Source organism: Anaerostipes sp. Marseille-Q3525 (assembly GCF_018223505.1).
GTDB classification, from domain to species: Bacteria; Bacillota; Clostridia; order Lachnospirales; family Lachnospiraceae; genus Anaerostipes; species Anaerostipes amylophilus.
In genome coordinates this window covers 1-16,007 of sequence record NZ_JAGTTT010000025.1, presented here as the reverse complement: position 1 = coordinate 16,007, position 16,007 = coordinate 1, and the positions used below count along the sequence as shown (strand labels likewise).

At 37.0% G+C, this 16,007-nt stretch carries 17 protein-coding genes; 14 read left to right on the top strand and 3 right to left on the bottom strand.

Annotated features, from left to right (window positions below):
• Positions 1-29: 29 nt before the first annotated feature.
• The 10 genes from KE503_RS11125 to KE503_RS11080 all read left to right on the top strand — a co-directional run bounded on the left by KE503_RS11125 (position 30) and on the right by KE503_RS11080 (position 9,168).
• Positions 30-1,502, top strand: coding sequence for an FGGY-family carbohydrate kinase (locus KE503_RS11125; protein WP_055196555.1), 1,473 nt, complete (start codon positions 30-32; stop codon positions 1,500-1,502).
• Positions 1,503-1,797: 295 nt separating this feature from the next.
• The gene (locus KE503_RS11120) at positions 1,798-2,247 is read left to right on the top strand and encodes a PTS sugar transporter subunit IIA (protein WP_055196556.1); all 450 of its coding nucleotides are present in this window, start codon (positions 1,798-1,800) and stop codon (positions 2,245-2,247) included.
• A 16-nt stretch (positions 2,248-2,263) separates the two neighbouring features.
• A complete protein-coding gene (locus tag KE503_RS11115; RefSeq protein WP_212385240.1) occupies positions 2,264-3,703 on the top strand; it encodes a PTS ascorbate transporter subunit IIC in 1,440 nt (479 codons plus the stop codon).
• A 68-nt stretch (positions 3,704-3,771) separates the two neighbouring features.
• Entirely contained in the window at positions 3,772-4,065 is a 294-nt protein-coding gene (locus KE503_RS11110) for a PTS sugar transporter subunit IIB (protein WP_055196558.1), read from the top strand.
• A 15-nt stretch (positions 4,066-4,080) separates the two neighbouring features.
• Complete coding sequence (locus KE503_RS11105; RefSeq protein WP_212385239.1) at positions 4,081-4,953, top strand: L-ribulose-5-phosphate 3-epimerase; 873 nt, start codon at positions 4,081-4,083, stop codon at positions 4,951-4,953.
• Positions 4,954-4,963: 10 nt separating this feature from the next.
• Positions 4,964-5,152 carry an HAD family hydrolase gene (locus KE503_RS11100; RefSeq protein WP_212385238.1) on the top strand — a complete coding sequence of 63 codons (189 nt, stop codon included), beginning with the start codon at positions 4,964-4,966 and terminating at the stop codon, positions 5,150-5,152.
• A gap of 71 nt (positions 5,153-5,223) precedes the next feature.
• Positions 5,224-5,916 (top strand): L-ribulose-5-phosphate 4-epimerase, encoded by a 693-nt coding sequence (locus KE503_RS11095; RefSeq protein ID WP_212385237.1) that lies wholly within the window; start codon positions 5,224-5,226, stop codon positions 5,914-5,916.
• A 44-nt stretch (positions 5,917-5,960) separates the two neighbouring features.
• Positions 5,961-7,064, top strand: a complete 1,104-nt coding sequence (gene ulaG, locus KE503_RS11090; protein WP_055196561.1) for an L-ascorbate 6-phosphate lactonase — start codon at positions 5,961-5,963, stop codon at positions 7,062-7,064.
• A 15-nt stretch (positions 7,065-7,079) separates the two neighbouring features.
• Positions 7,080-8,129, top strand: coding sequence for a hypothetical protein (locus tag KE503_RS11085; RefSeq protein WP_212385236.1), 1,050 nt, complete (start codon positions 7,080-7,082; stop codon positions 8,127-8,129).
• 79 nt (positions 8,130-8,208) lie between these two features.
• On the top strand, positions 8,209-9,168 hold the full coding sequence (locus KE503_RS11080; RefSeq protein ID WP_070097213.1) for a sugar-binding transcriptional regulator: 960 nt from the start codon (positions 8,209-8,211) through the stop codon (positions 9,166-9,168).
• 135 nt (positions 9,169-9,303) lie between these two features.
• On the opposite strand, the gene KE503_RS11075 is transcribed toward KE503_RS11080, so the two are convergent.
• Positions 9,304-10,674 (bottom strand): N-acetylglucosaminidase, encoded by a 1,371-nt coding sequence (locus KE503_RS11075; RefSeq protein ID WP_022375371.1) that lies wholly within the window; start codon positions 10,672-10,674, stop codon positions 9,304-9,306.
• 192 nt (positions 10,675-10,866) lie between these two features.
• Here KE503_RS11075 and KE503_RS11070 point away from each other — a divergent pair, with 192 nt between their 5' ends.
• The 4 genes from KE503_RS11070 (at position 10,867) to KE503_RS11055 (ending at position 14,637) form a co-directional block, all read left to right on the top strand.
• Positions 10,867-11,673 carry an amino acid ABC transporter substrate-binding protein gene (locus KE503_RS11070; protein WP_212385235.1) on the top strand — a complete coding sequence of 269 codons (807 nt, stop codon included), beginning with the start codon at positions 10,867-10,869 and terminating at the stop codon, positions 11,671-11,673.
• A 132-nt stretch (positions 11,674-11,805) separates the two neighbouring features.
• Positions 11,806-12,462: an amino acid ABC transporter permease gene (locus KE503_RS11065; RefSeq protein ID WP_022375369.1), complete on the top strand. Its 657-nt coding sequence runs from the start codon at positions 11,806-11,808 to the stop codon at positions 12,460-12,462.
• An 11-nt stretch (positions 12,463-12,473) separates the two neighbouring features.
• Positions 12,474-13,235, top strand: a complete 762-nt coding sequence (locus KE503_RS11060; RefSeq protein WP_055196566.1) for an amino acid ABC transporter ATP-binding protein — start codon at positions 12,474-12,476, stop codon at positions 13,233-13,235.
• A gap of 34 nt (positions 13,236-13,269) precedes the next feature.
• Positions 13,270-14,637: a citrate/2-methylcitrate synthase gene (locus KE503_RS11055; protein ID WP_212385234.1), complete on the top strand. Its 1,368-nt coding sequence runs from the start codon at positions 13,270-13,272 to the stop codon at positions 14,635-14,637.
• 349 nt (positions 14,638-14,986) lie between these two features.
• Here the strand turns inward: KE503_RS11055 and KE503_RS11050 are convergent, their stop codons facing one another.
• Both KE503_RS11050 and KE503_RS11045 read right to left on the bottom strand, forming a co-directional pair.
• On the bottom strand, positions 14,987-15,187 hold the full coding sequence (locus KE503_RS11050; RefSeq protein ID WP_212385233.1) for a cold-shock protein: 201 nt from the start codon (positions 15,185-15,187) through the stop codon (positions 14,987-14,989).
• A gap of 206 nt (positions 15,188-15,393) precedes the next feature.
• Complete coding sequence (locus KE503_RS11045; RefSeq protein WP_022374198.1) at positions 15,394-15,819, bottom strand: hypothetical protein; 426 nt, start codon at positions 15,817-15,819, stop codon at positions 15,394-15,396.
• Between the last annotated feature and the right edge of the window lie 188 nt (positions 15,820-16,007).

The window sequence follows — 16,007 nt, the reverse complement described above, 5'->3', positions numbered from 1 at the left end:
ATAACAAAAGCAGTAAAAGGAGGTCTTTGATGGGAATCCTTGTTTTTGATGTGGGAACTTCAAGCATGCGGGGTGTATTGATGAATGAGCAGGCAGATATTCTATGCCAGTTTCAGGAAAAATACCACCCTGATTTTCATTTATCGATTTATGTGACACAGAATCCTGAGATATGGAGAAGTGTATTATATGATATTGCGAAGAACATTCAGATATGGTGTGAGGAACATGGACACAAAGTTGAGATGATTTCATTGACGGCACAGAGAACATCAATGATACCAGTAGATCGGGATGGAAATGCATTATGTGATGCTGTGATGTGGCAGGATAAGAGGAATATCAAGACATGTATGAGACTTGCTGGGTACGATGGAGACATTATACGAAGAAGTGGAACGATGGTAAATCCTGTTTTTGCAGGGAGCAAGATGGCATGGCTTCATGAAAATGAACCAGAAATATATGACAGATCCTATAAGCTTTTTGTGGTAGCTGATTATCTGTTTTATCATATGACAGGACAGATGAAGACAGACAGAACATATGCCAGCCGTTTCCATCTGATGAATCTGAGAACCGGACAGTGGGATAAACAATTGCTTGATATATTTGATGTGGAAGAGAGCAAGCTTTGTGAACTTATTGATCCTGGAGAACTTCATGGGTATACGAATGAGGCATTTTCAAAAGCATCCGGCATACCGACAGGAGTTCCCGTATATTCTGCTGGCGGTGACCAGCAGTGTAGCGCGCTTGGAATGGAAATTTACAAAGAAGGGGATCTTGAGGTGACAAGTGGAACCGGTGCATTTATCATCGGAATCACAGAAAAACTGCCACCGGTTATTTTAGGAAATCCGATCATTAATTATTCTGCGGTAAAAGGAAAATATATCGTAGAAGCAAGTATTCTTACATGTAGTGCTGCGTTTGACTGGTTTCGCAGGAATTTTTATAAAGAAGTTCAAGGGGATATTTATAAAAAGATTGATGAAGAAATCAATGAATCCCCGCCGGGAGCAAATGGTTGTATGCTGCTTCCGTTTTTTCAGGGAAGAGCAACGCCACAGTGGAATCCGCAGGCAACGGCATCATTTACCAATGTAACACTCAGTACGACAAGAGGAGATATGGCAAGAGCCTTGCTAGAAGGAATTGTCTATGAGATCCGCAATAATTTAGATATTGTGGAGGGACAGATTGGAAAGGCAGAGAAGATTCAGATAGGCGGCGGATTAAGTAAGAGTCAGGCATTCAATCAGATTCAGGCAGATGTCTATGGTAGAGAACTTGTACATTATGAGAAACGTGAATCAGGGATCATCGGTGCATGGGTGAATACAATGGTTGAAAGCGGAAAGGCATCTGGTTATGAGGAAGCCCTGAAATTGGCTGGACAAAAGGACGCATTAAAGATCTATGATCCAGTCATGGAGAATACAAAAAAATATCAGGACATTCGTGGAAAGATGAATCGTTTGTACCAGAAAATGTATTAAAATTTAATAATAATAATTATCAAAGAGAAGCAACTGATAGAGTGAATCTATGAGTTGCTTCTCTTTTTGTGCATTATGAACAAAATATACAATCTTGCACATATGTGCAGATGGATTGTATTTATGTAAGAACAATATATTTATGGATGTCAATGAAAAATACCCACTTTGCACATATGTGCAAAACATGAGAATTTGTTGCACAGGTGTGCAGCGAATGATAAGATGTAAACAACTTAAGGAGATACACATAAAGCAGCATAGAAAATATGGAGAGTTAATTAGGAGGAAACAAATGAGTGAAGTAATCGAAGCAAGAAACATCAAATTGAATGTTGAAGCATCTGACTGGAGAGATTCCATGATCAAATCAGGACAGCTTTTAGTAGACAGTGAATACATCACAAAAGATTACATTGATCTGACGATCAAATGTGTGGAAGAAAACGGACCATACATTGTTATCATTCCAGGACTTGCACTATCACATTCAAGACCAGATGTCAGTGTTAAGAAAACAGGATTAAGCTTGATCACATTAAGCAAGCCAGTCTGTTTTGACTGTGACAATGATCCAGTAGACATTGTTCTTACTCTGGCAGCAACAGATGACACATTTCATCTTGAAAAACTTCAGTCCATGGCTGAATTTATCTCAGATGAAGATAACATCGAATTCATTAAGAATGCAAAGACAACTGAAGAAGTTGCCAAAGCGATCAATGAATTTGAACCTGAAGAGTAAGAAGGGAGAATAGAGGATGGAAATATTAAACACAGTATTTACTTTTGTATCCAATAACATTTTAACAAAAGCGGAGTTCTTCGTAGGACTGATCGTCTTAGTTGGATACATTTTATTAGGAAGAAAATGGTATGAAACATTAGCAGGTTTCTTAAAAGCAGTTGTAGGTTACATGATCTTAAACGTAGGTTCTGCCGGACTGATCAACACATTCCGACCAATCCTTGCAGGATTGAACCAGAAGTTCCATTTGAATGCGGTAGTAATTGACCCGTATTTTGGATTAAACGCAGTTAACGCAGCACTTGAAAACATTGGATTATCCGCAGCATGGACAATGACATCATTGTTAATGGCATTTATCTGGAACATCATCTTATTGATCTTCCGTAAAGCTACAAAACTTCGTACATTACTGTTAACTGGACATATCATGGTACAGCAGGCAACAACAGTAACATGGATCATATTCTTATTCATTCCAGGACTTCGTAGTATCTGGGGAGCTGTAGCAGTCGGAATCTTAGTCGGTACATACCAGGCAGTATTCTCTAACTTAACTGTTGAACCAACAGATCGTTTAACAGATGGTGAAGGTGGATTCGCAATTGGACATCAGCAGATGTTTGCAATTTGGTTAGCTGATAAGATCGCACCAAAGATCGGTAAAAAAGAGGATTCTATCGAGAATATCAAACTTCCAGGATTCTTACAGATGTTCAGTGACAACGTAGTATCCACATCAGTATTAATGTTCGTATTCTTCGGAATCATCATGTTAGTACTTGGTGAAGACTTCATGAGAAGCTTAGATGAGACATTCTCACAGACAACAGCATTTGGATTCTATATCTTCTCTAAAGCATTAAGCTTTACCGTTTACTTAAATGTATTACAGTCAGGTGTTCGTATGTTCGTAGCAGAACTTACAGAATCATTCAAAGGTATTTCAGACAAGCTGCTTCCAGGAGCAATCCCAGCAGTAGACTGTGCCGTAGCTTATGGATTCGCACCAGCAAACGCAGTAACAGTTGGTTTCTTCTGTGGAGCACTTGGACAGTTCTTAGCAATCGCAGGACTATTGATATTCCACTCACCAGTAATGATCATCGCAGGATTCGTACCACTGTTCTTTGATAACGCAAGTATCGCAGTATACGCAAACCACAGAGGTGGAGTTAAAGCAGCTATGATCTTACCATTTATCAGTGGAATCATTCAGGTATTAGGCGGAGCCGTTTGTGCATATGTCTTACAGTTAGTAGCATTCGGAGGATGGCATGGAAACTTCGACTTCTCAACAATTTTCCTTGTAATCTCTTATGTTGTGAAGTACTTAAAGGTACCTGGAGTTATCATTTGTGTATTAGCAATGTTAGTCATTCCTCAGATTCAGTATGCAAAATCTGATAAAGAGAAATATTTCACAGTAGGTCAGGAAGACGAAGACTACTAGAAATCAAAATTAGATAACAAAATATATTTAAACAACAAACAATCAGCCAAATTCAGGAGGTATTTATTATGAAAATCAAAGCAATTGCAGCATGTGGAAATGGAATGGGATCAAGCCAGATGATCAAAATGAAAATCAACAAAGTGTTCAAAAGATTAGGAATCGACGCAGAAATCGGACATATGAGTGTTGGAGAAGCAAAAGGTGTAGCAAATAACTACGATATGATCTTCGTATCTGAAACATTTACATCACAGTTCAGAGTAGGAAAAGATACAAAAGTTATAGGACTTAAGAACCTATTATCAGAAAAAGAAATCGAAGCAAAGATCAGAGAAGCATTAGATATGCCTGCAGAATAAACCGGGGTGAGATAGATGTACGATATCAAAAAAAGGCCATTAGGAATTTATGAAAAAGCTCTTCCAAATGATTTTACATGGCTTGAAAAAATGCAGGCTGCAAAGCAGGCAGGATTTGATTATATCGAGATTTCCATCGATGAATCTGATGAGAGATTAGCAAGACTTGACTGGAGTGATGAGCAGATCGAAGAAATTCGTTCTTATATGAAAGAGACAGGAATCATCATTCCAAGCATGTGCTTAAGCGGTCACAGAAGATTCCCGTTTGGAAGCAAGAACAAAGAAACAAGAGACAAGGCATTTGAGATCATGGAGAAAGCAATTCTTCTGTCACAGAAATTAGGAATCAGAGTGATTCAGCTTGCAACCTATGATGTGTATTATGAAGAATCCGATGATGAAACAAAAGCATTATTCTTAGAAGGAATGAAAAAGTCAGTAGAAATGGCAAGCCATGCAGGAGTGATCCTTGCAATGGAGATCATGGACACACCATTTGTTGGAACAATTCTTCGTGCAATGCACTATATCAAAGAAATTCGTTCTCCATACTTCAAGATTTATCCAGATATGGGAAATCTGACACAGTTCTCTGCGGATGTTGAAAGCGAATTTGAGCTTGGAATTGGTGAAACAGTAGCGATCCACGTCAAAGAGACAAATCCTGGAGTATTCAAATGTGTACCATTTGGAGAAGGAACGGTAAGATTCACAGATATCTTTAAGAAATTAAAGGATCTGAATTATACAGGAATGTTCCTGATTGAAATGTGGGCAGATAATTCTAAGAAACAAACAATGGAAGAAGCTGTAGAAGTTATCAAACAGGCTCGTCTGTTTGTAGAAGATAAGATGGAACAGGCAGGGCTCAAAGTTCCTGCATAAGGAGGAAATTATGTATCGAATGGTGGTAACGGATCTTGATGGGACCCTGCTAAACAGCAAAAAACAGGTTTCTGACGAAAATGCGAAAGCAATTATGAAACTTAGTAATCATGATGTAGAGTTTGTTATGGCAACAGGAAGATCTGATGTTATGACAAAAGCATATACAAAAAGCAGACAGAGCTGCAGGAAACAATGATCAGGACGGCGTTGGAAAAGAATTAGAAAAAATATTTGGAAATGCAGGAAAGTAAGGAAGGAGTTAAGAAGATGCTTGATGAATTAAAACAGCAAGTATATGAAGCAAATATGGAATTACCGGCAAAAGGACTGGTAACTTATACATGGGGAAATGTCAGTGGAATCGATAGAGAACGTGGTTTGTTTGTCATTAAGCCAAGTGGTGTAGAATATGAAAAACTAACACCAGATATGTTAGTTGTCGTAGATTTAAATGGAGAAAAAGTTGAGGGTGACTTAAATCCTTCTTCAGATACACCAACTCACGTTGAACTTTACAAAGCGTTTCCAGAAGTTGGGGGAATCGTTCATACACATTCTCCATGGGCAACATCCTGGGCACAGGCAGAAAGAAGCATTCCATGTTATGGAACAACACATGCAGATTATTTCTTCGGAGATATTCCATGTGCAAGAGCTTTAACAGCCGATGAGATCAATGGAGAATATGAAAAGAATACAGGGATTGTGATCGCAGAAACATTTAAAGATAAGAATCCAGTATATGTACCAGGTGTTTTATGCACAAACCATGGACCATTTTCATGGGGAGCTGATGCAGCAGAAGCAGTTCACAATGCAGTTGTTATGGAAGAAGTAGCTAAAATGGCATATCGCTGTGAACATCTGAAAAAAGATATTGAAGAAGCACCACAGGTATTACAGGACAAACATTTCTTCAGAAAACATGGAGAAAACGCTTATTACGGAAATGACTTATAGGATATAGAGATAGAGCATTTTGGATAGAAAAGGAGATCAAAGTTATGAGTAAAATTAGTGAAATGACAAGAGAAAGCTGGATCGAAAGTACATTCCCAGAGTGGGGAACATGGTTAGTTGAAGATATTGAAAATGAAGTTGTAGCACCAGGAAATGTAGCAATGTGGTGGCTTGGATGTACAGGTGTATGGTTTAAAACACCAGCTGACACAAACATTACCATCGACTTATGGTGTGGAAATGGTAAACGTACACATGGTGATGGAAAAATGAAAGTCGGACATCAGATGGCAAATATGTGTGGTGGACGTGCAATGCAGCCGAACCTTCGTAATGTGCCATTTGTAATTGATCCATTTGCATTTAAGAAAGTTGATGCAGTATTAGCAACACATTATCATCAGGATCATATGTCTGCAGAATGGGCAGCACACGTGATCAACAGTGGAATGACAACAACTGATGAAAATGGAAAAGAGATTCCAGTACCATTCATCGGACCTAAAAAATCCGTAGAATTATGGCAGAAATGGGGAGTTCCAGCAGATCGTTGTATCACAGTAAAACCTGGAGATTCCATTAAGATCAAAGATATCGAGATCATCGCATTAGATTCCTTTGATAGAACATGTATCGTAACAACAGACTCTACAGGTCCAGACAGAGAAGAATTAACAGGTGTATGCCCAACAGACATGGATGACAAAGCAGTTAACTACTTAGTTAAGACACCAGGTGGAAATATCTATCATTCTGGAGATTCTCACTTCTCTATCTACTTTGCAAAACATGGAAAAGATTACGATGTAGACGTAGCATTTGGATCTTTCGGAGAAAACCCAATCGGTATGCAGGATAAGATGACATCTGTAGATATTCTTCGTATGGCAGAAAACTTACAGTGCAAAGTTGTTGTACCTATTCACTGGGATGTATGGACAAACTTCCAGGCTGACTGTGCTGAGATCAAAGTATTATACAACTTCAAGAAAGATCGTAACGAATATAAATTCCATCCATTCTTCTGGCAAGTTGGAGGAAAATACACATATCCAGCAGACAAAGACAAAATTTACTATCATCACAGAAGAGGATTCGAAGATTGCTTTGAAGCACCACAGAATATCCCATTCCGTTCTTGCTTATAGGAAGAAGGTGGCATAATGAAAGTATCAAAGAAAGTTATCGGAAACTTGGAAAAATGCTATTCTGTTGCACCTTTAACTTACAAAGGAAAGAAACATATGCTCGTAGCAGCAGAAAAAGTAAATCAGTGCCGTTTATATGACCTTGAGGGAAATCAGGAAGAAGTCATCTGGGAAGGACCGGGAGGAACCATGTCAATGGTTCAGGTCCCTGGTTCCGACGGACAGTTTTTAGCAACACATAAATTTTACTCTCCAAATGATTCCAAAGAAGCAAAGATCATCTTAGCTTACCCAGAAGATGGAGAATGGAAAGTAAGAACACTGGCAGAACTTCCATTTGTACATCGTTTTGACATTATTTCAAGAAATGGAGTAAACTATGTGATCGCATGTACCCTAAAATCTGGACATGAATACAAAGAAGACTGGAGAAGTCCAGGAAAGATTCAGGTATGTGTTCTTCCAGAAAATTTAAGTACCGTTGATGAAGAACATCCATTACAGTTTGAAGTATTAAAAGAAGGTTTATTAAAGAATCATGGATACTGCAAAGCAGAAGTTGATGGTGTTTTAAGATCTTATGTTGCAGCAAATGAAGGTGTCTTTGAATGCACACCACCAGAATCTGCAGAAGGAACATGGGAGATCAAACAGGTCTTAGATGAAGCAAGCAGTGATATGGCATTTGCAGACTTCGACAACGATGGTGAGTTAGAAATGTTAACAATCTCACCATTCCACGGAGAAAAGATCAGCATTTTCAAGAAAACAGATGATGAATTTAAGAAAATTTATACTTATGAAAAAGACGCTGAATTCGCTCATGGAATCTGGGGTGGAGAGATCAATGGTGTGAACGGAGTTTTGATCGGACACAGAAAAGGTGAGAGAAATCTCTTATTCTTCAGATGCACAGATGCTGAAAAATTAATATTTACAGCTGACCTTTTAGACAGTGATGTAGGACCAGCAAACGTACTTCATTACACAAACAATGGAGAAGATTATATTTTGTCTGCAAACAGAGAAATTGATGAAATTGCATTGTATAAAGTAGAAAAATAGAGATATTGTATACTGGACGCAAATTAACCAATGCGGTATAATAAAAATGCTTTGGATAAAGAATGGGAGGTGGAAAACAATGAAGGAATATGATTCACTTAGTGATAACGAAAAGCGCAACATGCTTGCCAGTGTTGCAAACCTCTATTATAATGCGGAAATGACTCAGAATCAGATTGCGGAACGTTTTTTTACCTCACGTTCTAAGATTTCAAGAATGTTAAAAGAGGCAAGACAACTTGGAATCGTAGAAATCAAGATTTTAGAGCCATGGGATCGTAATATAGAGCTGGAACAGGAATTTATGAGAAGATTCGCACTCAAAGATGTACGAGTGATCTCAACAAAAGAAAGCAATGACACGATGGTTCTGCAGAAACTTGGAGAAGTAGCGGCTTATTATCTTGATAATCTGTTAAATGACAATATGATTCTTGGAATTTCATGGGGAAATACTATGTATCATACAGTCAAAGCAGTAAAGACCAGCAAGAATATTCCAATCACAGTTGTACCGATCATGGGAGCAGCGAATGTAAGAACACCAGAGAGAGATTCCTTGGATCTTTCCAAAGAACTTGCTTATGCATATGGTGGAACATATCATTATATTTACGCACCATTGTTTGTAAACTCAGAAGAAGTCAGAGATAGTCTTGAACAAGAACCAAACATCAAAGGATGTCTTGAATTAGCAAAGAATGCAGATATCATTCTTACAAGTGTTGGTTCCATTGTTTATAAGAGTTGGAAATCATATTTAAGTACAAGAGATTTATATAATCTTGAGAAGAAAGGTGCGATCGGACATATCGGAGGACATTTCTATGATATGGAAGGTAATGAAGTCGTAACCCCATTTGTCAATAAGATGATCGGACTTGGAATTGAAGATATTAAAAACACAGAGAATGTCATCTGTGTCGCAGGACTTGAGATGAAAGCCGAAGCAATTCTTGGAGCTGTGAGAGGCGGATATATTAACACACTGATCACAGACGAAGAGGCAGCGAAGGCAGTACTTGAATTATGTAAGTAAAATACTGATTTGACGCGATGCATTGGAATTTTGCCATATTTTGAACAAAATTCCAATGCATCGCGTTCAGTTGCTTATTTATTTTTTATCATATACTCGAAATTTACAGTTGGCCAACCACCACACAATTAAAATTTATTTAAATTTCGGTTTATCATATGTAAACGTAGCATTAGAAGCATAAACAGATCTAAATTGACTATACATGATATATCCGATCTGTTTCGCATAAGCAGGGTCGGTTGCATATTCATGCCACAGATTTGAACTGTTTGGATGATAGCGGAATTTGTATAAAGTGTTCTGGTTATGTGTCTTATTATGAATATACTGTTCACTTACATACTGAGCGGCACCATAAATGGCTTTGTCTACACTTGTCCATTTATGGTAGTAAGCATAACTGAATCCGCAAAGCTGAGGAGCACTGTCATAGGCTTTGATACCATATAAGTTATACACTTTCTGTTTGGAAATTTTTGAAGTAATGTATTTTCCATTGACAGTTTTAAATCCAGTAACTTTTCCAGTGCTTCTGTCTTTTACGACCGACTTTCCAGAAACAACAGAGGTTACTGATTTACCTTGTGATAAAACACTCTGTCCATAACCTGTTTCAAGAATTGTCTGACACAGCAGATATACAGGATCAATGTTGTATTTCTTTGCAGCTGCGATCAGTACATTTCCTTTATTCTTTAATACACTGCCTGATTTTAATTTTTTGTTTAATAAGTTGTTATAAGCTGTAGCATTTACTGGGCGGTATGTATTTAGACGAAGAAACTGATAATTGTGTGTAGCATCTTTCGCTGGATTGATATAAGTTGTATAAGTAGATTTAGAAATACTCTTGCCGCCATAAGCTGGATGCTGTTTCTTTTCAGCTGTTACATATGCGGATAACGTTTTCGCATAATTTGTATATACAGTTGTAGTTTTTGCGGCAGAGCCTGTTGCCGCAGGTTTTGATTGAGCAGTAGTTGCCGCACTTGAGCTGTTTGTCAAATAACTCATAGAGACTCTGTGGGAAGAAGATGTATATCGGTAGGTCATTCCAAGTCCCTGAACAGTTTCTTTTGCAGGCATTAAGATAATTGTGCTTCCAGTAGAGTAATATTTTACCTTTGTAGGTGCAACACTAAATGTCTTTTTTGCCCCATTTAAATAGTAAGTACGTTTTCCAGAATAAGCAGTCAGTGTTTTCTTACCATATTTCAGAACGATCTTACCAGTCTTTGATGAATAAGAACGTTTTACTTTTGGCCCCTGTTTTACAAGATAGAAATAATAAGGTACCATGTTTGTATTATTAATCTGGATTCCTGCATATTTTCCAGAAAGTTTCTTGTTTTTATAATCAAAAGTTAACTGTGAACCATTATAGTAACGGGTTTTACCGCCATAACCGATCTTCATAGTTGCTGCATTCGTGTTATGAACAGGAACTGTACTTGCAGTACATCCTAATGTTAAAGCAGCAGCAAGAAGTTTTTTGTAATGCATAATAAATTTCCTCCTTTTATACAATGTTTAGAATACCACAAATTTCATGGAAGCTCAATAAAAATGTAATAAAATTGTAACAAAAACAAAATGATACAGATTGACAAAAGAAAAGAACTTTGATATTATGAAACAAACACTTTAGCATGGTAGCGTGCTGATTGAATAAAATGTATGAAGGAGCGATAAATTATGAAAAAGTTTTTAGTCGGGTTATTAACAGTCGCACTTGCAGCATCTATGCTCGTAGGATGCGGAAAGAAAGAAGAGAAAACAAAGACAGATAACTCATTGAAAGATGTACAGTCTAAGAAAGAATTAGTTCTTGGACTTGATTCATCCTTTCCACCAATGGGATTTACAGATAAGAAAGATAATATTGTAGGATTTGATATCGACCTTGCAAAAGAAGTAACAAAGAGAATGGGAATCAAATTAAAATTACAGCCAATCAACTGGAATTCCAAAGAACAGGAACTTAATACAGAGAAAGTTGACTGTTTATGGAATGGTGTTACATACAGCAAAGACAGAGCAAAAGAAATGTTATGTTCAGAATCTTACATGGATAACCATCAGGTACTGATCGTACCAGCAAACAGTAAGATCAAATCTTTAAAAGACATTACAAAAGATACAGAAGTTGGAATTCAGTCAGGATCTACAGCAGCTGATGCAGCAGATAGTGTAAAAGAATTAAAGAATTCAAAGATCAAACTGTTACCAGACAATGTTCAGATTTTAAATGATTTAGGACACGGATTAGATGCGGCTGTTATGGATGAAGTTGTTGCAAAATACTACACAAAGAAAGATGCTGGTAAATATAAAGTATTAGAAGACAGTGTAGCAAAAGAAAAATATGTCATTGGATTCAGAAAAGATGACAAAGCACTTTGCAACGAAGTTGTAAAACAGTTAAAAGCAATGGCAAAAGATGGTACATTAAAGAAGATAAGCGAAAAATGGTTTGATGAAGACATCACAACAATCAAATAATTAAAGAAATAAATTTTAAGGAAGAAAGGGCTTACGTGCTAAAGCCCTTTTTCCGTTTATAAAGATATTATAAAGGAATAACCCGTCCCTTATAAATATAGATAAAAATAAGTAATATAGGAGTAGAAAATTATGGATGGAACACAAAGTTTTCCAGAAATCGTAAAGTTATTAATTGAAAATGGTCTGCAATCTACATTGATCTTATTCTTTCTGACTTTGATTTTTGGACTGATTCTTGGTATGATAATTGCTAAAGGAAGAATGTCAAAGCTTCTGATCATTCAGATGCCAATTCGATTTTTCCTATTGATCATGAGAGGAACACCACTGATCCTGCAGTTATATGGATTCTATTTTGGACTATATTATATCGCAGGATTAAGCCTTGATCGTATGACAGCGGCGGTTATCGGTTTTTCTTTAAATTACGCAGCATATTTTGCTGAGATTTATCGAAGTGGTATTCAGGCAATTCCAAAAGGTCAGTATGAAGCAGCGAAAGTATTAGGATTTAATAAGACACAGACATTCTTTAAGATCATTTTGCCGCAGGTTGTAAAGATTATCACACCATCGCTTGGAAGTGAGTGTATGACACTGGTTAAGGATACATCCTTAGCTCATGTTATCGGTGTTATGGAGATTTATGTTGTGGCAACCAACCAGATGGCACGAAGTCGTGGAATGATCTACCTTGTTGTAGCAGGTATTTTCTATCTGATCATGAATGCCATTGTATCGAAAGTATTCTCAGTTATTGAGAAAAGAATGAACTATTATCGTTAGGGGGAAAGAAGATGAGTATTTTATCCGTTAAAAACTTAGAGAAGAAATTCGGAGATCTTACCGTATTGAAAGATATTTCCTTCGACATCAATGACGGCGAGATCATTTCGATCATTGGATCATCAGGATCAGGAAAATCAACATTACTGCGTTGTATGAATCAGTTAGAGACGATCACATCTGGAACGATCACAATCGATGGAAAGACATTGGTTGAGACCAAGAATGGGACACCAGTTTACGCAGGCAAAGATGTGTTGAAAGAAATTTTAATGGAAACAGGATTTGTATTCCAGAACTTTAATCTGTTTCCACATTATAGTGTTTTAAGAAATGTAATGGAGGCCCCTGTATGTGTTGCAGGAGTTCCTAAGAAACAGGCAGAAGAAAAGGCAATGGAGCTGTTAAAGAAATTAGGTCTTGAGACAAAGGCAGATGCTTATCCATGTGAATTGTCTGGTGGACAGTCACAGCGAGTATCGATCGCAAGAGCATTAGCCTTAGAGCCAAAGATCTTATTCTTTGATGAGCCGACATCTGCACTCGATCCGGAGTTAACTGGAGAAGTATTAAAAGTTATCAAATCGCTGACAGATCTTCATATTACAATGGTGATCGTCACACATGAGATGGCTTTTGCAAAAGAAATTTCAGACAGGATCATTTTTATGGATAAAGGAGTCATCATTGAAGATGCATCTCCAGATGAGGTATTTAGTTCTGATAATGAAAGAACACGAGAATTCCTTGGAAAATACCATGATGTAAACTAGAAACGATAGCAATTGCTAGAAGGGAGAAAAAACGATGGTTAAAGATATGCCGAACAAGTTTTCAGAGGTAACCCCTGAGATTAAAGAACTGGCTAAGAAATGTAATAAGAAGATCGACGAAGAATTATTTGCAAAATATGACGTCAAAAGAGGTCTTCGTAAACGTAACGGTGAAGGTGTCCTTGCAGGATTAACTGACATTTCCATGATCAATGCTTATACAATGATCGACCGTGAAGTTGTACCGTGTGAAGGTAAATTATATTATCGGGGAATTGACATCGAAGATATCGTAAAGGGATTTATTGAAGAAGACCGTTTTGGATTCGAAGAGACAGCATATTTACTGTTGTTTGGAGAACTCCCTAATAAAGATGAGCTTAAACAGTTTGAAGGAATGCTTGGAGAATACAGACAGCTTCCTACAAACTTCGTAAGAGATATCATCATGAAAGCACCAAGCCGTGACATGATGAATACATTAGCACGAAGTGTCTTAACACTATTTTCATATGATGATAATGCAAGCGATATCTCACTGCCAAATGTACTGCGCCAGTGCATCCAGTTGATCGCACTATTCCCAGTACTTTCTGTGTACGCATATCAGGCATATAATCATTATGAAAGAGGAGAAAGTTTATTCATCCATCTTCCAGACCCAGAACTGTCTACAGCAGAGAATATCCTGCATTTATTAAGACCAGACAGCAAATACACAAAACTGGAAGCAAAATTATTAGATATGGCGTTAGTACTTCATGCAGAGCATGGTGGAGGTAACAACTCTACATTTACAACACACGTTGTATCATCATCAGGAACCGATACATACTCAGCGATCGCAGCGGCTCTTTGCTCATTAAAAGGACCAAAACATGGTGGTGCAAACATCAAAGTTGTACAGATGTTTGACGACCTGAAAGCTAATGTAAAAGATTGGTCAAATGAAGATGAAATTCGTGAGTATTTGTTGAAACTGCTGAATAAAGAAGCATTTGATAAAGCAGGATTGATCTATGGTATGGGACACGCAGTTTACTCACTGTCTGACCCACGTTCCAAGATTTTATCACGCTTTGTAAAACAGCTTTCAGAAGAAAAAGGAAGAGAAGAAGAATATCATTTATATACAACTGTAGAACGTCTTGCAAAACAGGTCATCGGCGAGAAGAGAAAGATCTACAAAGGAGTCAGTGCAAACATCGACTTCTATAGTGGATTTATCTACAGCATGTTAGGATTACCACATCAGTTATATACACCATTATTTGCAATCGCACGTATCGTTGGATGGTCTGCACATCGAATGGAAGAATTGATGAATGGTAATCGTATTATTCGTCCAGCTTATAAGGCTGTGGCACCACGGAAAGAATATACACCAATCAATGATCGTTAATTTTTGTCACATAAAACTAAAGTCTATCGAAATCACTATATAGAGTGTATGTTATAGGGTATTGGCTGATAAGTTTTGTATTCGTTAACGGAAGATTAAAGAGACTTATGAACACCGATTTGATGAGATGTTTGAAATACATTCTAACTTCATATATATCTTCTGTCTGAGAAAACCCCAGTTTAAAGCCAGTAACATTTTCCATACACACCCACTAGTGGTTTCGATTACGTAAATTATTTGAATATTATAAAAAGGGTTATCTGTCTGAGTCGAGCGAGAGTGCGTCGCAGACAGATAACCCTTTTTATAATATTCCACCAATAACTTCCGTCATCAAACCAGCAAATTAAAGTTTCACAACATTACATGCCTGTTTTCCGCGTGGTCCTTCTTCAATATCAAAGCTTACCTGCTGTCCTTCTTCTAAAGTCTTAAATCCTTCACCCTGGATTGCAGAAAAATGTACAAACACATCATCTCCAGATTCCTGTGAAATAAATCCATAACCTTTTTCTGCATTAAACCATTTTACTGTACCATTACTCATCTGGGTACCTCTACTTTCTTATTAATAAAAAATACATGTAACTGTTAATGACAGCCATTTTAATAAAAATTCTTTATAAAAAAGAAAAAGTCCACGAACCATTACTTGTTTTATGCATTCATAGAAATAAATAAATGCATCCGTATCGGTCGTGAACATTAAAATCTATCAATAACAAAATTAATCATAGCACAATGATTTGACGATTACAAATATTTTTTTAAATCATTGATACTTTTTTCATGAAGGGAAATAAGCTTCTCACCAAAGTGTTTTGCTTCTTTTGAAGCGTCACAGTAGAGATGACTTTTTTGGATTGCCTTCACCATTCCCATCGTATATCCCTGAATGCACATTTCAGCAAGATGGCTGACATTTTTATCACTCATGGCTTTTAATTTTGTCATCCATTCAGAATAGGTTTTTAATAGATCATTTAATTCTTCAGTAGAATCTCCATTTGAAGTAATAGCGTCTTTTACAGAGTCTGATAAATTTTGATATGATTCCTCCTGCCCAACGATCAGAGCTTTAAAATCACAATCTGTTGTGATCTTACGAATTTCTGGGATTGTTTCTAAAACCATTGCAATGTTTTGATAAATACTGTTTAATAAATTTTCATTGTCCATAATTAAAACTCCTTTTTCTTATAGGATACCGAATATCGTAATTTCTATACATCAAGAGGATAAAGTTTGAAACAAAATAGTAGAGGACAGCCGAAAAACAAAGAACACGACAAATAAACCATCTATTAAGGTGGTTTTTGAAAGTAATATAGACACAACATTAATTAGCTAATAAAGATAGGTTCATC